Source organism: Alteromonas sp. MmMcT2-2, assembly GCF_022348305.1.
Classification (GTDB): Bacteria; Pseudomonadota; Gammaproteobacteria; order Enterobacterales; family Alteromonadaceae; genus Alteromonas; species Alteromonas macleodii.
In genome coordinates this window covers 1-22,278 of sequence record NZ_JAKRFA010000017.1, presented here as the reverse complement: position 1 = coordinate 22,278, position 22,278 = coordinate 1, and the positions used below count along the sequence as shown (strand labels likewise).

The window sequence follows — 22,278 nt, the reverse complement described above, 5'->3', positions numbered from 1 at the left end:
CAAAATGTGACAAATTTTTCGTCGTTAGCCGCTTATCTACTTAAGAAGTTTTGGCTGCTACTCGCCGTATTGCTTGTACTTTTCGCGCTTGTTTTAAGCGCTGCACGCTATGCTCTGCCGCATATTGAGCACAACAAACACCTGTTGGAAAATTATATTAATGAGCAGTATGGCGTAAACCTATCCATCCAAAGTGTGCATGCTGTTTGGCAGCGCAATGGTCCAAGTATTGTGCTCAATTCGGTGTCGTTGGCTAAAAACGATGCTTCCCCTGTTGCATTGGATATCAGGCAAATCTACGTCGAGCTAGATTTTTGGGAATCGCTACGCCACCAACTTATCTCATCTACCCGTTTTGAGCTGCGTGGTCTTAAGCTTGATATTGACGCCGATCGCCTTTCTGGAGGCGATAAGAATAACTTCCCTGTAGTAAATGCACTAGAGCGTCTGTTTTTAGAGCAGCTTCAAAGCTTCTCGTTAGAAGACGGGGTGGTATCTGTCACTCACCTTAATGAAACCAATTCATTTGATATTGAAAGTTTATCGTGGAACAACCATGAAGAGCGACACCAAGGTTTAGGTCAGCTCAAGGTTGCAGATTTAGCGGCTAACTCGGCGTCGTTTATCATTGATATCACGGGCACGCGGGAAGACTTTGACGGCGTGTTTTACGCCAAAGCAGAAGAGCTCGATATTTCTCCGTGGGTTAGCGATCTCATCAAAACCAAGCGTCCACTAGCGCAAAGCCGCGCAAACTTTGAAGTATGGACTAACTTTTCTCAAAGTGAAGTCACTAGCGTACAAGCCGAGCTTAGTGAAAGCCTTTTAGAGTGGGGCAGTGGCCGCGCGAAAACGGTAACAGGTATCAGCGGAGGTAGTCTTCAAGCGTTGCCTAACGATGAGAACAGACAGGGAGGCTGGAATGTCCGAGTGGATCAATTGGTGCTTAATTCGAGCAACGAGACCCTTACAACAGACCTAATTGGCAGTATAAGTGCAAATGGTGATGCGCTGATAAACACCGTAAAGCCGGTTCAAATTAACCCCTTTCTGCTGCTGTTGCCGCTTTTCATGGATGATACCAGTGAAGAAGAAATACGCGGGCTTAATCCAAAAGGCGAGTTGGCCACGTTGCAGATTCAATGGCACAACGGTCAGCCTTCTTTAGCTGCTAAAGTGCTAGATTTGCAGTGGGACAAAACAGATAAGGTACCAGGCCTTTCGTCGCTAGACGCAGACTTTTTCTGGTATAAAAATAATGGCGCTATCTACTTGGAAAGTGCGGATAGCTTACTTAGTGCCAACGGCGTAATTAAGAAAGACGTCAATATAAACCTGTTTAAATCTCAGTTTTATATTTACCCAGAGCAGATAGATAGCGAAGACAAGCAGTGGGTAGTAAAAGGCAGCGATATGCTGTTCGATAGTGATGCCGTTACTCTTCGCCCGCAGTTTAAACTGAATACGTCGACAGGGTTTATGTCGCTTTATGTGGATGTAAGCCCATTGGCGCTAAATGAGGTGAGCAGTTTATTTCCCCCTTCTTTAATGGGGGCCAATACCGATAAATACCTTACTCGTGCGTTTACAGGAGAAGGTGAAATCGTAAATGCGCGCGTGCTGTGGCACGGTCGCACGAGTGACTTCCCGTTTGACGACAACACGGGCATTTTTCAGGCGTATGTCGATATTGAGCAGGGGGATTTTCTTTTTGCGCCAGACTGGCCGGCAGTTAATAACTTAGACCTATCTTTGTATTTTGTGAATAATGCATTAGTGATGGAGAGCCCTAGTGCGACGCTTGCTGGGATGAAAATCAGTGATATGTCGGCTGCCATTCCAAGCTTTAGTCCAGATGCTCGCCTGATTATTTATGCCAATGGTACTGGCACTGGGGACGCGCTAACCGCGTTAATGATGGATTCGTCCCTTAAAAAGTCTTTAGGCAAAGTACTTAACGAAGACGTGCAAATTGGCGGGCCTCTAACTGCCGACATAAAGCTTGATATTCCGTTTAAAGGCAAAGATGTGGTGGCATCGGGAACGGCGCACTTGTTGAATAACCCCGTTTTTGTTGCGACCACAAATATGCTATTTGATAAGGCATCGGGAGAGGTGTCATTTGTTAATGGCGATATAGACGCAAGTGGGCTTCAGGCGCAGTTTCTTAAACAGCCGGTGAACTTGTCGCTATCCGGTAGGCAGGGCGACACGTACGACCTAAATGTAGAGTTAGGTGGACGATGGCATGTACATCCGCTCGCTAACTATGTGAATACAGACCTCACCGAATACATCGACGGCGAAAGTGATTGGAACACTACAGTTCAACTGTCGCTTTCAAACAGTGGGTTTAACTATACTGCCAATTTAACTGCAGATTTAACGGCGACACAAAGTGTATTGCCTGCTCCCTTCGATACGCCAGCGGGCAGCAGTCTACCGCTGCTTATTACCAGTAAAGGCGATAGCAAAGCATCAAATGTGGAGGCGTCACTTGGTGATAACATTCGTTTTGATGGCGTACTACCGCACAAAGAAATGCAGTTTTCACGTGCGCACTTGGCACTTGGCGAAAGCGATATAGCCAACATTGGTACAGGTTTTAGTATCAGCGCGAATCTAGCTCAAGCTGATGTGCAAGAATGGTTTACTACTATTAATATGTTACTTTCCGGTAAAGGGAAAGACACCAGCACCGCCGTTGCAAAAGCAAATGCCCACTCGAGTATCCAATCAAACGAAAGCAAAAAAGCGAATTTGTTTGGTACTCCCTCGCGGATATTCGCCAAAGCCGACAAGCTAAATTTTGCTGGCCACAGTATTAAAGATGCGCAGCTCAGTGCAACAGAACGCAATAAAGATTGGATCCTAGACTTAGCGTCGCCTCAGGCAAGAGCCACTATTCGTATTAATAGTGATTTAGACGAGCAGGGCATTGAGATAAATGCCGACTATTTATCACTAGAGAAACCTGTTGAAGCCGGGGGGACGACAAAAGCCGACTCAGAGAGCGGCGTTGAGTTAGCTACCAATAGTGCTATGCCAAATGAGGAAGGCGAGTCGCCCTACAATATTGACCCAAATACGCTACCGCCCATTTATTTTTATTGTCAGTCCTGTGGCGTGCATGGCATCGATTTAGGTGAAATTACCTTAGACATCGCGAAGGAAGAGAATGGTTTAGCCATTCGTCAGCTTCTAGTGAAATCTGATGAAACTAACGTTACCGCAACGGGTTATTGGAAGCACATCGGAGGCGAGATTCAAAGCGCGTTAAACGGAACATTAACGTCTCCCGACGTTGGGCAGATGCTAAAAGAGTACGGTGTTGAATCAGGTATAAAAGATTCTAGCGCAAACGTCGCGTTTGATATCAACTGGCCAAATGCGCCGATGGATTTCGGGTTTGAACAGCTAAACGGTAATGTTGAGTGGTCGCTGTCAGATGGGTATCTAACTGAGTTGAGTGATAAGGGGTCACGTATCTTTACCCTGTTTAGCTTGAACTCGTTAGTGCGAAAGCTCAGCCTCGACTTTCGAGACGTTTTTGCTAAGGGTTTTTTCTACGACGATATGGGCGGTACGTTAAGTATTGTTAATGGCAAAGCGTATACCGACGATACTGAAATTGACGGCGGCGCTGGTGAAATAGAGATCACAGGCTTCACCGACCTCAACACTGGTGGATTAAATTACAACGTATCGTTCGCACCGAACGTAACCGGGAACTTACCGTTTTTAGTGTATTTCTTGGCTACGCCGCCTACTGCACTCGCTGCTCTTGCCATAGACCAGGTGCTAACCTCTGCGAAAGTTATTTCGAATGTGAACTATCGCGTTACAGGCACCATAAAAGATCCTAAGTTTGACGAAGTTGAGCGCAACAGCAAAGACATCAGCTTACCTGCGCAAAATGCGCCTGTACCGGCCAACCCGCAAGACAGGCCATTAACGGAAGATGACGTACGCAGGCTTAAAATGGAGGTGATCGATGGTTAATTTAGTTGCATTACAAATGACATCTGCGCCAAGCGTGGAAGAAAATCTCGACACCGTTGCAAACGAAATGGCATCGGCAAAGATTGAGAAAAACAGTTTAGTTGTGCTTCCAGAGTGTTTTGCTTATTTCGGCGGTAAAGACAAAGGCCAACTTGCTGTGGCAGAAACAAAGGGCGAAGGCGTAATTCAGCGACGTTTGTCAGCGCTTGCTGCACAATATCAGTGCTATCTGGTTTCGGGTACGTTTCCAGTGAAAACCAATAGCCCAGAGAAGTTTTCCGCAGCCTGCATGCTGTTTGGCCCCAATGGTGATGTGTTGGCAGACTACCGAAAAATTCACATGTTCGATGTATCAGTTAACGACAACACGGGCAGTTATCGTGAATCGGCGACAACCGAAGCGGGCAGCAAGGTGGTTACTGTTGAAACGCCAATAGGCAACATTGGTCTTGCGGTGTGCTATGATGTACGCTTTCCAGGGTTATTTACTGCAATGGGCGATATCGATATTTTGGTGTTGCCAGCGGCCTTTACCCAGCGCACCGGAGAAGCGCATTGGCATGCGTTGTTGCAAGCCAGAGCCATTGAAAAGCAGTGCTTTGTGGTAGCTGCAAATCAAAGTGGTGTGCATGCAAATGGCCGTGAAACATACGGTCACAGTCTTGTACTGTCGCCTTGGGGGGAGACCCTTGCCGAACGCAAAACCGACGTAGGGTTAGTTTCGGCAAAAGTAGATATTGCAGAAAGAGAAACCATTAAACAGAATATGCCGGTTGCCGAACATAACCGATTCAGGAGTCACTTTGTCTAAATCTGTTGAGCGTCATTTATTATCTGACTCAGGGCTAGATATCTCTAAGTTAGAGCGTGCTTTAGCGACTATTCATCGTCACGATACCGACTATGCCGATTTATATTTTCAGTCAAGCCAGCACGAAAGCTGGGTGTTGGAAGACGGCATTATTAAAGAAGGCAGCTATAACATAGAGCGCGGCGTAGGCGTGCGTGCAATTAGCGGCGAGAAAACAGGGTTCGCTTATTCAGATGAAATAAGCGAAGAAGCGTTGACCAAAGCGTGTATAGCGGCTCGCGGCATTGCGCCAAGCGGCGGTTCACAACAAATAGCTTCGCTTGGACAAAAACCAGTGCAAGCGCGATACAGCGAAAATAACCCTATTCTTGCGATGCAAGACGCTGAGAAAATTTCGCTTTTAAAAGCAGTAGATGCCTATATCCGCAAACAAGAGCCGTCTGCCAATCAGGTGGTGGTGAGCTTAAGCGGTGTGTATGAAGAGATTTTAGTTGCTGGCAGTGACGGTACTTTAGCTACTGATATTCGCCCGCTGGTGCGTTTAAACTGTTCGGTATTGCTAGAACAAGGCGATAGACGTGAGCGTGGCTCAGCGGGGGCCGGTGGTCGTTATGCCTACTCGTTCTTTAAGCAAGACGAGAATGGTAAACCATATTATGAAACATTGGCAGAAGATGCCCTTCACATGGCGCGGGTTAACATGCAGGCTGTGGCGTCACCGGCAGGCGCTATGCCTGTAGTATTAGGTAACGGTTGGCCTGGTGTATTACTTCATGAAGCAGTAGGGCACGGCCTTGAGGGTGACTTTAACCGTAAGGGTGCATCAACATTTAGTGGTCGCATTGGTCAGCGCGTAGCTGCCAAAGGCGTAACGGTTGTTGATGACGGCACGTTAAACGACCGTCGTGGCTCGTTGTCGGTAGACGATGAAGGTACACCTACTGCGCATAACGTGCTTATTGAAGATGGTATCTTGAAAGGCTATATGCAGGATAAACACAACGCCAAGCTTATGGGCGTTGCACCTACCGGTAACGGTCGTCGTGAATCTTATGCGCATTTGCCTATGCCCCGCATGACGAATACTTATATGTTGGAAGGCCAACACGATCCGCAGGAAATTATCGCGTCTATCGACAAAGGTATTTATGCGCCGAACTTCGCTGGCGGACAGGTAGACATTACGTCTGGTAAATTCGTGTTTTCTAGCGCTGAAGCGTATTTAATTGAAAATGGTAAAATTACCGCGCCAGTAAAAGGGGCAACATTAATTGGTAACGGCCCAGAGGTTATGCAAAAAATCTCAATGATTGGAAATGACACTGCCCTAGATAAAGGCGTGGGTGTATGTGGTAAAGACGGTCAAAGCGTACCGGTGGGTGTAGGTCAGCCTACGCTTAAAATTGACGAGTTGACGGTGGGTGGTACGGCTTAATTTAGCTCAAATCCGTAAACTGGAAAATTAAAAAAAGGTTGGGCCTAGGCACCAACCTTTTTTGTGTGCGAACTGGGATAAGTCGTGGCTAACTTTCAAATCCTTTTTCCTTCAACCACTCAATAGCATCTTCTTCGTTGGTAAAAATACCCAGCTCAAGGCCTGCATTATCATAAACTCTCTGAAATTGCGCTCTTACTATAGGTTGTACCGTAGTATCGCCAATAACTAAGGCTCCAAGCGCCATTCCATGCTTCGCACGCCACTCAACTGAACGTTGCAGTTCTTTTTCACCAGCTTTCGTCATAAGGGCAGAACCATGCAAAAAACCTAAAAATGCCCAGTGATTCCCACCAAAACTGTTAATCACATCCATCATGTCGCGTGCGTAACGCTCAATGGCTGCCCCATCAGCAATACCTTCAGCCGACACGCCAACAATGCTACCAAGCACAGCAATTTGATACTGACCGTACTTGCTTTTCAGTGTTGCGTTAGGGTTAGAAAATATTTTCACACTATCACCCCTTTGGCTGGTGAACGAAACTGTGATGTTGAGATTACTTTAATTGCAGACCGTTAATCCTCATGAATAACGTCTTTCAAATACTGAAACAACTCTCTGAATGCTTTAGGCGGCGCACTTTTTTCACGCTCTTTTTTAATTTGGCGATGAAATTGACGCAGCTTTTGGCGGTCCAGTTCAGGATGCGCTTCAATCAGCTTTTGAATAGCGGGGTCGCCCTGTTCAATCACGGCTTCACGGGCTTTTTCTAGTGCATGAAAGGCCGCATTGCTCGCCTGATGCTGATGTGTAATTTTAGCCAACGCCTCTTCAATAGGGGCGGTATCTCTATGACGTAAAGCTTTGCCGATAAACTGAAGTTGACGGCGGTAACCGTCTTTTTTCTTATTCACTTTGCGGGCAATAGCTACGGCGTCAGCAAGCTCTTCATCCATTGGAATCGTCGCTATGTGAGCATCGGTCAGGTTAACCAAGGTTTCACCTAGCTTGTGAAGTTCTTTAGCTTGACGCTTCAGCTCAGTTTTACTGATTAATTCTTCCTCTTCGAACTCATCTGCTTGCGCATCTTCGAAGTAAGGATCTTCAGGAGAATTGTATTTCTGATCACTCATTTCAAACTCATTAGTGTTACACTTTAGCTAAATTGTAACTATCACAGTCGAATTAAGACAGCGAAACTTACTATGCAAATTGAGCAGCAGTTAGCCGACATTCAAAATGTCGTAGATGATGTACTGAAATTAGCCCTTTCTAAAGGCGCAACACAAGCCGAAGCCAGCATGTCTAAAGTGCAGGGCATCGCCGTATCTTCACGTATGCAAGAAGTTGAAAACGTTGAATTTACCAACGACGGCGGCTTAGGTATCAGCGTATATGTAGGCAAGCGAAAGGGGAGTGCGTCTACCGCAGATCTGAGCAAAGCGGCGCTAACACTCGCGGTAGAAAAAGCCGTAGATATTGCTCGCTATACCAGTGAAGACCCTTGTACAGGTTTGGCCGATGCCGACCTTATTGCTACCGAGTTCCCTGATTTAGACCTGTATCACCCTGAAGAATTAGATACTGAAAAGGCCATTAAAACTGCTATTGAAGCCGAAACGGCGGCAATGAATTACGACTCGCGCATTACAAATTCAGATGGCGCGTCGTATAACGCAAATCTAGGTATGCGCGTTTACGGCAACACCCATGGAATTAACGCCGGTTATCCTAGCAGCCGTTATTCACTAAGCTGTATGGTTATTGGCGCACAAGATAACGATATGCAGCGCGATTACGCTTACACAGTAAGTCGTAAAGCGTCTTTGCTGCAATCAGCAAGTGCAGTGGGTATTGATGCCGCTAAAGCTACTGTAGACCGTTTGGGGGCTCGTAAAATCAACACGGCAAACGTGCCTGTGCTTTTACACCGTGACATCGCATCTAGCTTATTTGGCCATTACGTTGGAGCTATCAGCGGCGGCAGCCTTTATCGTCGTTCTAGCTTCTTGCTAGATAGCTTGGGTAAACAAGTTTTCCCAGAATGGCTTAATATTGAAGAGCGTCCGTTTATTAAAGGCGGTCTGGCAAGCTCAAGCTTCGATAACGAAGGTGTGGCATGTTCTGACATGACCATTGTCGATGCGGGTAAATTGGCTACATACCTTTATACTACCTACTCGTCGCGTAAGCTAAACACCCGCTCGAATGGCCACGCCGGTGGTATTCATAACTGGCTAGTAGGTGATACGGGTCACAGCGACGCCGACCTGCTTAAAGAAATGGGCACAGGTTTGTTCGTAACCGAACTGATGGGGCAGGGCGTTAACGGCGTGACGGGCGATTACTCGCGCGGCGCAGCGGGGTACTGGGTTGAAAATGGCATCATCCAATACCCAGTTCACGAGGTAACTATTGCTGGCAATCTGAAAGATATGTTTAAAGGCATTGTGGCAATTGGCGCAGAAAAAGATGTGCGCGGTAGTGTACAGACCGGTTCTGTGCTTATTGACCAAATGAAGATAGCAGGTAGCTAGTTTACGCTTTCTCGAAACGCTGAAGGAGACAGCCCGGTCGACTTCTTAAAGCGTTTCGAGAATGTAAATACATTTGCGTAACCCACATAACTGGCAATATAGGATACGGGCCACTGTGTGCTTAGTAATAAGCTTTTGGCTCGTGTCATACGCAAATGGATAACGTGCTGTTTGGGGCTTCTCCCAAATACTTGTAAGCACAGCCTGTGAAGGTGAGGGGCAGAATAATGGGCTTTCTCACTTAAGCTTTCCATATCCCAATCAAACTGAAGCTGTTTTTCAACCGCTGAAAAGAGGCTGTGTAGTCTGCTTACCTGTCGTCGTTCTTTCTCATCGTGAGTATGTACGTCACTCAAAGGCGCATCGATAATACGGTACAGGTAGCGAGACACAACTTGCATCGCCGAATTTCGATTCTCGACGTCACGCTCTACATACAAAAGTTCCATTGCATGATGCAGTCCTTCCAGCATGGCATTATCCACAATTACCGCACCTCGCTGGTTAAATGATGTCCAGCGTTCGGAGTCTGCCAGGTTGACCCAAATAATATCCCATTGTTCACTGACTATTGTGACTTCAAAACTTTGTCCAGCGGGTAAAATAATTAGCTGTCCTTCATCTAACAGCATCTCGCCTGAAGGGACACGAAACTTTCCTTGTCCATGTATGCTGTAAAACAAGGTGTGGTTAGGAGGCGACACGCGACCTACCGTATAGTCACCTGATAAGTTAGAGCATCCTGCTAGTTCAATATCCAGGTCGCTGATTTCAGGCGCATTACTACTATCAATAAAGCGTTCAAAACACTTAGGGCCTATGTCTACTATGTCTCTAAAGCTAAGTTGCATAAATGTGAAATGATAGTTTTGGATAAATATATGAAAGATTAGAGCATAAAGGATTTAACGAAAGTTAGCTATATTGCGCTTAACGAAAAAGTAAAGGATATGACATGCTTAATGTTGCGCAAGTAGTGGCTCAAAACGATTGGCAAAACCCGGTTGTATTTCAGAGAAATCGCATCAATGCCCACAGTCCACATCACGGATATAAAACGCTAAAAGACGCATTGCACAATACCAATGCGAAAAAGCGTAGTTTAAACGGCGAGTGGGATTTCCGTTTATTTGAGACACCAGCAAACGTACCTGAAAGTCTGCTTTCTAAAACATTAAGTGATGACGAGTCTGCTAATTGGCAGCCTATTGCGGTACCTTCTAACTGGCAGCTGCAAGGTCACGACAAACCGATTTACTGTAACGTTAAATATCCCTTCGCGGTGAACCCTCCAGTGGTACCCAGCGAGAATCCAACGGGTTGCTACCGTACGACATTCAACGTTACCGAGGATGAGTTAAAACAGCGCAATCATATCGTCTTTGAAGGGGTAAATAGCGCGTTTCACTTGTGGTGCAACGGCGAGTATGTAGGCTATTCCCAAGACAGTCGACTACCGGCTGAATTCGATTTGTCTGGCTACTTAGTCGAAGGTGAAAACCGACTAGCGGTAATGGTGATCCGATGGTCAGACGGCAGCTACTTAGAAGATCAGGACATGTGGTGGCTTAGCGGTATCTTCCGCGACGTAAACCTAGTCACCAAACCTCATCATCACATTCAGGACGTGTTTGTTACGCCAAGCCTTGACGCATGCTATCGCGACGCAATAGTAACCGTACGTACCGCCATCAATGCGCCTTCTACTTACAAAGTGGGTATTCAGCTTTTTGATGGCGATAACGCTGTTACCGAGCAAGTTATTACCGGCACTAACAATAAGCGTATTGATGAAAAGGGCGGTTGGGATGATGTAGTTTTTCAAACGCTTCATGTGAATGAACCTAAACACTGGACTGCTGAAACACCGAATCTGTACCGCATCGTAGTCTCACTTATTGATGAGAATGGCAACGCCGTTGATGTTGAGGCCTATAACGTTGGCTTTAGAAACATTGAAATGAAAAACGGCCAGTTACTGATAAATGGTAAAGCTGTGCTAATTCGTGGGGTTAACCGTCACGAACACCATCAAACGAAAGGGCATGCAATCAATGAAGATGACATGCTTGAAGACATTAAGTTGTTAAAGCAAAACAACTTCAATGCTGTGCGTACCGCTCATTATCCAAATCACCCTCGTTGGTATGAGCTTTGTGATGAATACGGGCTTTATGTGGTAGATGAAGCCAACATCGAAACCCACGGTATGTTCCCAATGGGAAGGCTTTCTCGCGACCCGCTATGGGCCGGCGCCTACATGGCGCGCTTCACGCAAATGGTCGAGCGCGACAAAAATCACCCCAGCATCATTATTTGGTCGTTGGGGAATGAGTCTGGTCACGGCCCTACCCACGATGCAATGTATGGCTGGGCAAAGTCATTTGACCCATCGCGCCCTGTACAGTACGAAGGCGGCGGCGCTGATACTTCGGCTACCGACATTATTGCGCCAATGTACGCACGGGTTGATACCGACATTAAAGACGATGCAGTGCCTAAGTGGGCCATTAAAAAATGGTTGTCGATGCCGGGGGAAAACCGCCCCGTTATTCTATGCGAATATGCGCATGCTATGGGTAATAGCTTGGGTAGCTTTGATGAATACTGGAAAGCGTTTAAGGCTTATCCTCGCCTTCAAGGTGGCTTTATTTGGGACTGGGTTGATCAAGGGTTAGTAAAGCACACTAATAGCGGCGAAGCATACTGGGCTTACGGCGGAGACTTCGGCGATACTGAAAACGACAGACAATTCTGTATAAACGGTCTGTTATTTCCAGACAGAACGCCACATCCGCACTTATTAGAAGCTAAATATTGTCAGCAGCACTTAAGCTTTTCGTTGGTTGAGAAAGACAACAAGTTTGAGCTTACAGTAAGCAGCGGTTACTTATTTAGACGCACAGACAACGAGTTATTACGTTGGCAAGTGTTAGAAAATGGACAACTGATTGCTGAGGCGAAGGGCGAATGCGAAATCGACATAGCGCCACAACAAGCACAAACGCTCAGTCTTAGCCCAGATATTACGTTTAAAGCAGGCGCTGACTACCACTTAAATATTGATGTGGTACTAGCGAATGACTGCTCGTGGGCTAAAGCAGGGCATGTTATGGACACCGCCCAGTTAGCGCTAGTCAACAAGCGTGGAATAGTATCGTTTTCTCTTAATGATAACGAAACAACAAGCGGCACTAGTGAGCTATCAATTGAAGCTCAGGATGGGATGTTGCTGGTACATGCGCAAAATAACGTATTTAGCTTTAATAGTGAGAGAGGGCTATTAACCTCGTGGCTTCAAGGCGCGGAGGAAATACTTGCCGCGCCGCTAGAAGATAACTTCTTCAGAGCGCCGCTAGATAACGACATTGGGGTAAGCGAAGTTGATAATCCAGACCCAAATGCGTGGGAGTCTCGCTGGCGTCGTGCTGGTATTGGCAAGTGGACACGCACTTGCACGGGCGTAAACGTAGAGCAGGGCGCGCAAGACGTGCGTATAACATCGTTATTTGATTATCACCATTCAGAAAAGCTGGTAGCTGCAACCAAGTGGGTTTACACCATAAATGCACAGGCTAAGCTATCGGTAGACGTTGAAGTGCTCTTGGATGACGGTTTACCACCTATGCCGCGAATTGGTATACAAACGGCAGTGCCTGTAGCCGATAAGCCAACGTCGATTACCTGGCAAGGACTAGGGCCATTTGAGAACTATCCTGACAGAAAAGCGGCAGCGCGTTATGGTCGCTACACCTTACCTATAGAAGAGATGCAAACGTGCTACATATTCCCAACGGACAACGGCTTGCGCTGTGGCTGTACGCAACTTGAAGTTAGCGGCCTGAAAGCAAGAGGACAGTTCTATTTTAACGTGAGCGAATATGGGCAAGCACAGCTAGACGAGGCAAAACACACCTGTGATTTAACACCTCAAGATTGTGTGTTTGTGTACATAGATCATGCCCACATGGGCGTAGGCGGCGATGATTCATGGAGCCCAAGTACACATAAAGCATTCTTGTTGGAAGAGAAGCAATACCGCTACTCAGTTTGCTTTAGCGCTGCTGACAGCTAATCCTCAGTGTGAAGCCGAGCATTTAGCACTCGATATCTCAAATGACAATTCGCGGCATAGCATAGCTATGCCGTCATTGGGATAAAGTGTTTACATATAAAAAAGCCGCTACACAGTAGCGGCTTTTCATTAATTCAAAACTCGTTCAGGCAACGTCTTAGCCGTCAACCTGACCGCAGAAACGGTAACCTTCACCGTGAATGGTTACAATCAATTCTTCATCTGAAGGATCTGATTCGAAGTGCTTACGAATACGACGAATCGTTACGTCAACCGTACGGTCATTCGGACGAAGTTCACGCCCCGTCATTTCCATAATTAGCTGCTCACGGGTAAGGATTTTACCTGGATTGCTTAGGAAAAGGTGAAGAGCGCGGAATTCACTGCGTGGTAGACGGAATTCTTTTCCGCTAGGCGAAATCAATGAACGGCTATCACCGTCAAGCGTCCAACCGTTGAAGCTTACACGGCTTGGTAAATCGTCGTCTTCTGAAGAGTTTGTAGTACGAGACAGTAAGTTGCGCGCGCGAATAGTCAATTCACGAGGGTTGAATGGCTTAGTCAGATAATCGTCTGCGCCAATTTCAAGACCTAGAATACGGTCAACGTCGTTATCACGACCCGTTAGGAAGATAAGCCCAACGTTTTTACGGTCACGTACTTCACGTGCCAAGATAAGGCCATTTTTACCCGGTAGGTTAATGTCCATGATAACCAAATTGATAGCGTGATTCTCGAAGAAATCATGCATTTGATCACCGTTCTCGGCCTCAAACACATTATACCCTTCCGCTTCAAATAAACTCTTAAGCGTGGTACGGGTTACCACCTCATCTTCAACAATTAACACATTTGGCGTCTGCATGGTGTTCTACACTCTTTCTAAAATACGATTTAAGCAACTAACTGGTTAAATTTTAATATTCATGTACTTGATTGCAAGCAACTTGTGAATATTCTTACTGTTAAGGTATTGGGGTTAGCCAATAAAAATCAAGAAAAGTTCATACTTTATACAACTATTCTGACGTTTTCGCATTAACAACGGGGAAGATAATTACAAATTCTACGCCGTTGCCTTCCTCACTGGTGATCGATATTGAACCATTAAGGGCTTGCGTTACTAAGTTGTATACCAAGTGCATTCCCAATCCGGAACCACCTTGCCCACGCTTCGTGGTGACAAAGGGATCAAATATCCGTTTGCGAATCTCTGGGGAAATGCCTTTTCCGTTGTCGGTATAAACAAGCTTGAGCTTATTGTTACTCACCAATTCGGCACGTATATCAATTGTGCCTTCATCCATGGTTTCAAACCCATGAATAACCGAATTCATGATTAAATTAATCAAGATTTGATTTATTGGGCCAGCCTTCGTTTCAACGCTAAGGGTAGGGTCGCATTCTACGTTGATGTTGTGTTTTAATTTTTTGAGTCGAGGCTGCAATGACAGTAGTATCTCATTAACTAGCTGCACAACGCAAAAACTTCGACTAGATTCTGAGGTTTGATCGACAGCAACCTGCTTAAAACTGCTAATAAGCTCGGCAGCTCTGTTCAAATTTCGGTAAATAATATTCAGGTTTTCATTACTCTCATCCAAAAAGCGCTTCATTGCACTGGCTTTGAGCGTTTTATTTTCGAAGTCTTTTTGGATAACCGCTAATCTGTCTAACATCATTGTCGACGCAGTAACACCTAAACCTATCGGAGTATTTACCTCGTGCGCAACGCCCGCAACCATATCTCCGAGCGAGGCCATCTTTTCATTCTGTACAATTTGACGCTGGAACTGATGTAGCTTTTCTAACGTTTGAATAAGTTCCTGGTTTGCATCCTTAAGGGCGGTGGTTCGGTGACTTACCATATCTTCTAGGCTGGCATTGAGCTTTCTATGTTGCTCCTCCGCCTGTCGTTGCTTTTGCATATACTCTTGCATGCGAAATAGCATCACATTCACGGCGTCAGCCAAGATATCGAGTTCTCTAATGGTGGAGCCGCTGGCACGGGCTGAATAATCACGTTGTCGTGAAGTACGCTGCAAGAAGTTAGCAATGTCTTCAACGGGGCCAGTTACAATACGCTGCATACGCACTGCAAAGTAAAAGCTAATAGCCAATAGCGCCAAGGCTACTGCTAAATTAAGCCAAATCGACTTTCCAACAAGCTGGTTAAAATTCTCTGAGGAAATTCGTAAATATATCCAGCCCAACTGAATGTTCGTCTCTGTGTCGAAGACTTTTGCACTTAATTCAAGGTATTGCCCATTGTCGGCCAATTGAGGTGTCATAAACATGGACGCCAGTTGATTTTCCTTGCCTCCTAACAATAACTGGCCTTCCTTGTTATAAGAGGCGAAAATCTGGGGCTCTACGTTACCGCTTTGTGCTTTGTAAACGTGGGCATTTAATACATGGTCGGCGGCAGCAAGGTTACTTAGGGCAAGTTCAATGCGCTCTGGCGTTTCGTCATAAAGATACATAGCTGAACTGCTTGCGACCAACTTGGCTAACATGAGTGCGTTAGACTCAAGTTCATGACGGTAGGTTTTAATTTGCGTGTAGACGGCAAGACTGGATAACACTGCAAGCGAAAAGGTAGCAATTGACATTACCACCCAAATGAAAAGGCTTTTTATAGTAAGCTTGACTACTTTATCCGTCATATCCGTTTTGCGTATTGTCCATCCACGTCTTACATACATCAATAGTGGCGCAAAAATGCGCAAAAAGGAAGATGCCTATAAACAATAATTAATGTAAGCAGCGCCCGCTAGTTGAGGGTTGAAAGGTAAAGTTGCTGGTAATTTTTTGCAGCCGCTTCCCAAGTGAATCGCGTTCGCATACCCCGTTGCTGCATTGCTCTGAACTTGCCAGCGTCTTCGTAGAACGCTAGCAGTGCTCGGCGAATACACGATAGCAAGGCGTGCGGCGTAGGGTCGTCAAACACAAAACCCGTCCCATCGCTATCATTACTGTAATCGATAACCGTGTCTTTGAGTCCGCCCACCGAACGCACGATAGGGATGGTTCCATAAGCTAAGCTGTACATCTGGTTCAATCCGCACGGCTCAAACTGAGAAGGCATTAGAAAAAAATCAGCGCCGGCTTCTACAAGGTGGGCATGTTCGGAACTAAACCCGTTTATAAACGCAAATTGATCAGGGTGTTGTTGAGCGAATTCGCCAAGGTCCATACACACTTTAGGGTCGCCCGTGCCCACAATTACCATTTGAACATTGTGCTTAATTAAATCGTCCAAAATGGGCAGTATGTAGCCAAAGCCTTTTTGTTCAGTCAGCCGGCACACCATTCCAATAAGCGGTACGTTGCCATTCTCAGGTAATCCCGACTTCTCCTGTAATGCTCGTTTACATGCGGTCTTTGGATGAAGATTCTCTACACTGTAATTCTCAGGTAGGAATGTATCTGTTTCGGGGTTCCACTGCGTGTAGTCACATCCGTTAAGAATACCGCTTAAGTCGGCTTGACGATTTACAAGCCGCTCGTGCAGGCCATGACTACCCAGGTCAGTGAGTAACTCGCTTGCATAGTTAGGGCTTACGGTTGTCACTTTCGTGGCAAACTCAATCCCGCTTTGCAGCATATTGATGTAACCGCTGTGCACTTGCGCCAGAATGTTTGGATGATGGCGAAGAAAGGGAATGCTCTCAAGCTTATGCACGCCTTGAAAAGCCGCGTTATGAATAGTGAATATGGTTTTAGTACCGTCAAAATACCCGGATTTGTCGTGGGTAAGTAAAAACGGCAGCATGGCCGCATGCCAGTCGTGACAGTGAATAATGTCAGGCTTTTTATCGATAGCTTTTAGCGTTTGGAGTACGGCGCCACTGAAAAAGCTAAAGCGCTCACCATTGTCTTCATAGGCCTCAAATGCGTTGGCGTACAGCCCTTCACGCATAAAGTATTCGGTCGAGTCTACAAAGTAAATAGGAATACCGTGCCATTGCATGTAGCGAATATCAAAATGGTACACCTGACCTTCAGTAAACAGGGTTTGTTGCTCGATTACGGTTGGTAGGTTCAACTGTTCAGCCAGTACTTGGTAATAAGGCATAACAATGGTGATGCTTTCGCCCAAGGTATCTAGCGCGAGTGGGAGTGCTTTTCCAACGTCTGCAAGGCCGCCGGTTTTTACCAATTCTTCAACTTCTGAAATAGCAAATACAATATTCACAGGTGATCCCCCAGAGCGTAACGTGCAGTGCACTTGTAATGCTTAAATATAGTGTAAGGAAAAAGCGCCGTATGCCATTGCGTGGAGTACGCAATGGCATGAGCAACAGGTAGAAAAGCTAAATTAGCACAAGCTAATGGTTTTTTTAATTACAAAGCCGCTTGATAAACAGAAAATTGCGACGTTTGTGCTGTGGTATAGACCGTTTGGAAGTGCTCAGCGAGTAAACCTGGGTAGGGTAAGAATCGGTTTGCCACCATCTGCATAGTGCCGCCACGACTTAAGCTTGCTTTAGCGTCAGAAATAAAGCGCTTAGTGATGGTGTAGTCAGTTTTAATGCCAGTATGAAATGGTGGGTTGGTGACAATATGCTGTACTTTTTGGGTAAAACCGTGCAATCCATCCGCAGCATATAGTGTTGCTGATAATCCGTTGTCAGCTAGGGTGAGTGCACTACAGTAAACCGCAAGTGCGCTAACATCAGTAAGATGAAGCTTCAAATGCGGATACTTAAGCATTATATAACTGGCAATCACGCCAGCGCCGCATGCGAAATCCAGAATTTCACCGCTCAGTGATGTTGAGAGTTTTTCTAGTAAAAGCTCAGTTCCCGCATCCAGTTCTTTGTAGCTGAATACGCCAGGCATAGAGGCCACTTGCCAAGCCGTGCCCTCAACGTGATACGTATTCATGTCAAGCCATGCATCCGGTTCAAAGGCAAGATGTGGCTCTTCAACTAAAACGGTGATAAGACTGCAGTGGCGAGCAGAATCAACCTTTTGGGTTGGGCCGTATTGGTCCATCAACTTAGCAGCACTTTTTATACCGCCCTTATTTTCACCCACCACGTGAATACGACCATTTTGGCCCACCATGCTGGCTGCCATTCGCAATAGCATCTGAAAATGGGTTTTTGCTTTGGGTAAGAAAATCATCACGTCAGTGTGAGATTTCTCTAGTGCAACGAAAGGCGTAAATATATGAGTATGATTTCCGACTTTTTGCGTCACCTCAAAACCTGTGCGCGTAATATCTCGGCTATCAAACGATACCGAGGGTACGACTCTTACGCACTCTGAAAAAATATCGAAATATTGGTGAATTACCGTGACTTCTTGCGATTTAAGACCGTCCAGAAAATACGCATCAGAAGGGTTGATAAATGCCCACTGACCTTCTTCGAAAAGCGGGATATTACGTTCTAACAGTTGGCTTTGAGGAGATAAAATCATTACTTAGTACGCTCGAAAATTAGATCCCAAACGCCATGACCTAGTTTTTGGCCACGGGTTTCAAACTTGGTAATTGGGCGGTAGTCTGGACGAGGTACATAGTCGCCGTCAGGTGCAGTATTGGTGTAACCGTCGGCATTGATCATAACGTCTAACATGTGCTCAGCATATTGCTCCCAATCCGTCGCCATATGAAAACAACCGCCAATAGCTAATTTGGTGCGAACCAGCTCAACAAATTCAGGCTGAACAATACGGCGTTTGTGGTGACGCTTCTTGTGCCAAGGGTCTGGGAAAAATAGCTGTAGGCGAGACAACGAACCGTCTGGGATCATATTCTTAAGCACTTCTACTGCATCATGGTCCATTACACGCAAGTTCTCGACGCCTTGTTCGCTTGCTTCAGCTAAGCATGCGCCAACGCCTGGACGGTGAACTTCAATGCCGATAAAGTCTTTCTCAGGTGCGTTTGCGGCCATTTCAACCAATGACTTGCCCATACCGAAGCCAATTTCTACAACAACAGGCGCACTTCGGCCAAAAATTTCTGACAACGATAACGGTGCTTCAGCGTAGTCAATGCCCTTGGTTGGCCAGTAATCTTCTAGCGCTTTTTCTTGTGCTTTAGTAAGTCTACCTTCGCGTTTCACGAAGCTTTTTACCTTGCTTACGTATACTCCAGCGGCTTCTGCTTCCGCCTGACTTTTGAATTGCCTCATTTGCAATGCCTTTCTTACCCAATTTTATGGTGGCGCATTATCCACTTACCCACGGCTTATGCAACGCTATCGTGGCAAAAATGCTGTAATTTTATACGCCAATTTGTTTCGCAATAATAGACGCTACGGCGTCAGTTTTCTCAAGTACTACCATATGCCCGGCGTCACTAATGGTGTGGAACGTCGCTTTGGGTATTACATTTTTTAGCTGCTTAATTGTTTCTGCTGGTGCAATGGCGTCTTGCTGGGCAGTAATAAACGTTACTGACGCGTTGATCTTTGCGAGCGCTTTAACGGTACTTTCTCGTGGTGTGGTTGCTAGCGTGTGGTTGAGTAACGTTGTTTTACCTAAATCCTGCGCCATCGATTTTACAACGCCAGCCACGTTTTCATCCGCTAAGCGGGAAGGGTGGATAAATCGCGAAAGATAAGCGTCGTTGTCGGGCTTAAAGTTACCTTGCTTAAGCATAGTAGTAAGCTGCTTGCGCTTTGCAATTTCTTCTTTTGATAACCCTTCTGGGTTGTAACCGATTAAGGTTAGCGAAGCAATATTGGCAGGATTGCGCTGTGCTACTAATGCAGCTATAAACCCGCCCATCGAATAACCCACAAGGTGCACTTTTTCGTTATCAAGAATACGATCTTCACTTAATGCCAGCATTTCTTCTAGCGATGCTGCCCATTGAATCGGTACATAACGACGTTGTGCAATATTTAGTTCGCGCCAAAGCGGTAGAAATACGCGCTCGTCACAGAGCGTACCGGGAAAAAATAAAACAGGGTGCTGCACAGACACGTGTGCTCCTTAACAATAAACTGGCTAGTTACATGCTACCATAGCGCGCTTTTTAATGAATGGTCGCTAAGTAGAAAACGACCAAGCGGTAGTAACTGCCCATACAGACGATTATGACAGAACAACAATATACAGGTAGCTTTGCAGAGCGAGCACTCGCATGGTTTGATAAACACGGGCGAAAGCATTTGCCTTGGCAACAAGACGTTACGCCTTATAAGGTGTGGGTGTCGGAAATAATGCTGCAGCAAACTCAAGTCACCACGGTAATTCCCTACTTTAAACGCTTTATGGCGTCTTTTCCCACCGTGCACGACTTGGCTAAGGCTTCTCAAGACGACGTGCTTCATCATTGGACTGGGCTTGGCTACTACGCAAGAGCAAGAAATCTTCACAAAGCTGCGAATACGCTGGTAGAAAAATACAACGGCGAGTTTCCCTATAGTCTAGAAGAAGTCATGGATTTGCCCGGCATAGGGCGCTCTACCGCTGGGGCGATACTTTCGCTATCTCGCAATATGCGCTTTCCTATATTAGATGGCAACGTGAAGCGTGTGTTGGCCCGATACTATGCAATAGGCGGGTGGCCGGGACAGAAAAAGGTAGAGAATCAGCTTTGGGAAGTGGCCGAGAAAAACACGCCCACTAATTCAGAAGGCGGACGTTGTGCCAACTATACGCAGGTGATGATGGACTTGGGCGCGATGATCTGTACGCGAAGCAAGCCAAAGTGTGATGAGTGCCCGCTTCAAGCCGACTGTATTGCCTACGCCCAAGGCGCGCAAGCCGACTACCCGGGTAAGAAGCCGAAAAAGGCGCTACCGGAGAAATCTACCTATATGGTGGTGGCACAGTTTAACAGCCAAGTGTATTTAGAGCAGCGTCCCTCAACAGGGCTTTGGGGTGGCCTATATGGTTTTATTGAGGTGTCTTCAATAGAAGAGGGGATTGCGCAGTTGGCCAAGCGAGGTATCAGTGTCGACGAAACCCGAACGCTTGAAGGGTTCCGTCATACCTTTAGCCATTTTCATTTAGATATCACCCCGGTAGTGGCCGTGGTAAACTCTGCTCCAACAAAGCGCGTAGCCGAAACGGCATTTCGTTGGTTTTCGTTGAACGAGCCTATTGAAGTTGGTTTGGCGGCACCTACAACCAAGATTATTCAGCAGTTAATGCGTTAGGCGTTCTAAGCCCAACGCAATATTTATTGCTTAGCAGATAGCGAACGAAAGGAAATAACATGGCAAGAACGGTATTTTGTCGCAAGCTTCAAAAAGAAGCTGACGGCTTAGATTTCCAACTTTACCCGGGGGAGCTGGGTAAGCGTATTTTCGACAACATTTCTAAAGAAGCATGGGCCGAATGGCAGAAAAAGCAAACCATGCTAATTAACGAACACAAGTTGAATATGATGGAGCCGAATGCCCGTAAGTTTTTAGAAGAAAAAATGTCGGCATACTTGTTCGACGATGTAGAGCCTACGATTGAAGGCTACGTTCCGCCTGAAAAATAAGCAAAAAAGCCTTTTTTGAGCAAACAATGCGCAAACAGTAATAAAAGCGCAAAAAAAGCGAGAAAAACGGTTGACTTGTGAAGGCGAAAACCGTTTAATACGCACCCACAGCAGGACAGGCAGTAAACGCCTAGAACGCTAACAAGTTTCAGCCTCGATAGCTCAGTTGGTAGAGCAGCGGATTGAAAAGTGCAAGCACTTCCAATCAGATTTACCAAGAAGGCTTTTAGAGCAATAGTTTTAAAGTTAGTAAGCACTTCGATAAAGCTTGCAAAGTTTTGCAAAGTTTTTTATAAAGCTTACTTAGCACAGTTTAAGTGCCTCGATAGCTCAGTTGGTAGAGCAGCGGATTGAAAATCCGCGTGTCCCTGGTTCGATCCCGGGTCGAGGCACCATTTATACGAAAGCCCTGAGCAGAAATGTTCAGGGTTTTTTTTGTTTAATCTTAGAATAGTTCTAATCTTAAAAGCTTTACTGTATGGTCTAAATTGTAAAGGTGTAGCTTTTCATCTTTACAACATGTTTTTGCTTGATGCATTGAATACAAAAGGAAATGTTTTAGATCTATGAAATTGGCTGTAATTAGTGATCTTCATGTCGGAGACTATGCTAGAGCGAAGGACTTCAATCCTAGTGAAGGTGAACATTCGGTCATCGACTGTTTCATGGACTCCTTTAAATCTAAATTTGGTAAATGTGACTACAAATGCGATTATTTATTTGTAGCTGGTGACATAACAAACCGAGCAAATAAAACAGAATTTGACTTAGCTACCGTAAGGATATTAGAGATTGCTGAAACCTTAACTGTTCCGGAAAGTAACATTTTTATTGTTCCTGGTAATCACGACTCAAACTCTGAGGGATCCCCACGAATTTAATTTCATATGCCTCCGGCCCAGGCTGCGTCAACTATGGAGCTGTACCATTTGAGTGCAGCTTTCCACTGTCGCATA

The 22,278-nt window shown here is 45.8% G+C and carries 17 protein-coding genes and 1 tRNA gene; 9 read left to right on the top strand and 9 right to left on the bottom strand.

Translation table 11 applies throughout. The annotated features are described in order from the left end of the window. The first annotated feature begins 6 nt into the window (after positions 1–6). Genes MHM99_RS11495 through tldD form a run of 3 tightly spaced genes read left to right on the top strand, consistent with a single transcriptional unit; the run spans position 7 to position 6,248 of the window. Positions 7–4,002 (top strand): YhdP family protein, encoded by a 3,996-nt coding sequence (locus MHM99_RS11495; RefSeq protein ID WP_239219397.1) that lies wholly within the window; start codon positions 7–9, stop codon positions 4,000–4,002. Continuing rightward, complete coding sequence (locus tag MHM99_RS11490) at positions 3,995–4,813, top strand: carbon-nitrogen hydrolase family protein (RefSeq protein ID WP_187447103.1); 819 nt, start codon at positions 3,995–3,997, stop codon at positions 4,811–4,813. Before MHM99_RS11495 ends, MHM99_RS11490 begins: the two co-directional genes overlap by 8 nt. Beyond that, on the top strand, positions 4,806–6,248 hold the full coding sequence (gene tldD / locus MHM99_RS11485) for a metalloprotease TldD (RefSeq protein ID WP_061439090.1): 1,443 nt from the start codon (positions 4,806–4,808) through the stop codon (positions 6,246–6,248). Before MHM99_RS11490 ends, tldD begins: the two co-directional genes overlap by 8 nt. 88 nt (positions 6,249–6,336) lie before the next feature. Here tldD and MHM99_RS11480 read toward each other — a convergent pair whose 3' ends face one another. Both MHM99_RS11480 and yjgA read right to left on the bottom strand, forming a co-directional pair. Beyond that, positions 6,337–6,765: a hypothetical protein gene (locus MHM99_RS11480; protein WP_239219395.1), complete on the bottom strand. Its 429-nt coding sequence runs from the start codon at positions 6,763–6,765 to the stop codon at positions 6,337–6,339. A gap of 62 nt (positions 6,766–6,827) precedes the next feature. Then, the gene (gene yjgA / locus MHM99_RS11475; protein ID WP_239219393.1) at positions 6,828–7,385 is read right to left on the bottom strand and encodes a ribosome biogenesis factor YjgA; all 558 of its coding nucleotides are present in this window, start codon (positions 7,383–7,385) and stop codon (positions 6,828–6,830) included. 72 nt (positions 7,386–7,457) lie between these two features. Here yjgA and pmbA point away from each other — a divergent pair, with 72 nt between their 5' ends. Next, positions 7,458–8,789, top strand: a complete 1,332-nt coding sequence (gene pmbA / locus MHM99_RS11470; RefSeq protein ID WP_039236933.1) for a metalloprotease PmbA — start codon at positions 7,458–7,460, stop codon at positions 8,787–8,789. Here pmbA and MHM99_RS11465 read toward each other — a convergent pair. Next, complete coding sequence (locus tag MHM99_RS11465) at positions 8,786–9,640, bottom strand: AraC family transcriptional regulator (protein WP_239219391.1); 855 nt, start codon at positions 9,638–9,640, stop codon at positions 8,786–8,788. The two genes, pmbA and MHM99_RS11465, sit on opposite strands and share 4 nt — an antisense overlap. A 104-nt stretch (positions 9,641–9,744) precedes the next feature. Here MHM99_RS11465 and MHM99_RS11460 point away from each other — a divergent pair, with 104 nt between their 5' ends. Then, the gene (locus MHM99_RS11460) at positions 9,745–12,864 is read left to right on the top strand and encodes a beta-galactosidase (protein WP_239219389.1); all 3,120 of its coding nucleotides are present in this window, start codon (positions 9,745–9,747) and stop codon (positions 12,862–12,864) included. A 157-nt stretch (positions 12,865–13,021) separates the two neighbouring features. On the opposite strand, the gene arcA is transcribed toward MHM99_RS11460, so the two are convergent. The 6 genes from arcA to MHM99_RS11430 form a co-directional block, all read right to left on the bottom strand. Beyond that, a complete protein-coding gene (gene arcA, locus MHM99_RS11455) occupies positions 13,022–13,729 on the bottom strand; it encodes a two-component system response regulator ArcA (protein ID WP_014947922.1) in 708 nt (235 codons plus the stop codon). 154 nt (positions 13,730–13,883) lie between these two features. After that, positions 13,884–15,530, bottom strand: coding sequence for a HAMP domain-containing sensor histidine kinase (locus MHM99_RS11450; protein WP_187447097.1), 1,647 nt, complete (start codon positions 15,528–15,530; stop codon positions 13,884–13,886). Positions 15,531–15,637: 107 nt separating this feature from the next. Then, the gene (gene glgA, locus MHM99_RS11445; RefSeq protein WP_239219387.1) at positions 15,638–17,062 is read right to left on the bottom strand and encodes a glycogen synthase GlgA; all 1,425 of its coding nucleotides are present in this window, start codon (positions 17,060–17,062) and stop codon (positions 15,638–15,640) included. 149 nt (positions 17,063–17,211) lie between these two features. Continuing rightward, on the bottom strand, positions 17,212–18,294 hold the full coding sequence (locus MHM99_RS11440; RefSeq protein WP_239219385.1) for a methyltransferase: 1,083 nt from the start codon (positions 18,292–18,294) through the stop codon (positions 17,212–17,214). After that, complete coding sequence (gene trmB / locus MHM99_RS11435; protein WP_239219384.1) at positions 18,294–19,013, bottom strand: tRNA (guanosine(46)-N7)-methyltransferase TrmB; 720 nt, start codon at positions 19,011–19,013, stop codon at positions 18,294–18,296. The genes MHM99_RS11440 and trmB overlap by 1 nt, the downstream gene beginning before the upstream one ends. 91 nt (positions 19,014–19,104) lie before the next feature. After that, positions 19,105–19,809, bottom strand: coding sequence for an alpha/beta fold hydrolase (locus MHM99_RS11430; RefSeq protein WP_239219383.1), 705 nt, complete (start codon positions 19,807–19,809; stop codon positions 19,105–19,107). Between the two features lie 113 nt (positions 19,810–19,922). Between MHM99_RS11430 and mutY the strand changes: the two genes are divergently transcribed. From mutY to MHM99_RS11410, 4 genes are all read left to right on the top strand, one after another. Then, positions 19,923–20,990, top strand: a complete 1,068-nt coding sequence (mutY, locus tag MHM99_RS11425) for an A/G-specific adenine glycosylase (protein WP_239219382.1) — start codon at positions 19,923–19,925, stop codon at positions 20,988–20,990. Positions 20,991–21,049: 59 nt separating this feature from the next. Continuing rightward, the gene (locus MHM99_RS11420) at positions 21,050–21,322 is read left to right on the top strand and encodes an oxidative damage protection protein (protein ID WP_014947929.1); all 273 of its coding nucleotides are present in this window, start codon (positions 21,050–21,052) and stop codon (positions 21,320–21,322) included. A 319-nt stretch (positions 21,323–21,641) separates the two neighbouring features. Next, positions 21,642–21,717: transfer RNA gene (locus tag MHM99_RS11415), tRNA-Phe, on the top strand. Positions 21,718–21,888: 171 nt separating this feature from the next. Further along, the gene (locus MHM99_RS11410) at positions 21,889–22,203 is read left to right on the top strand and encodes a metallophosphoesterase (RefSeq protein ID WP_239219381.1); all 315 of its coding nucleotides are present in this window, start codon (positions 21,889–21,891) and stop codon (positions 22,201–22,203) included. Positions 22,204–22,278 lie beyond the last annotated feature (75 nt).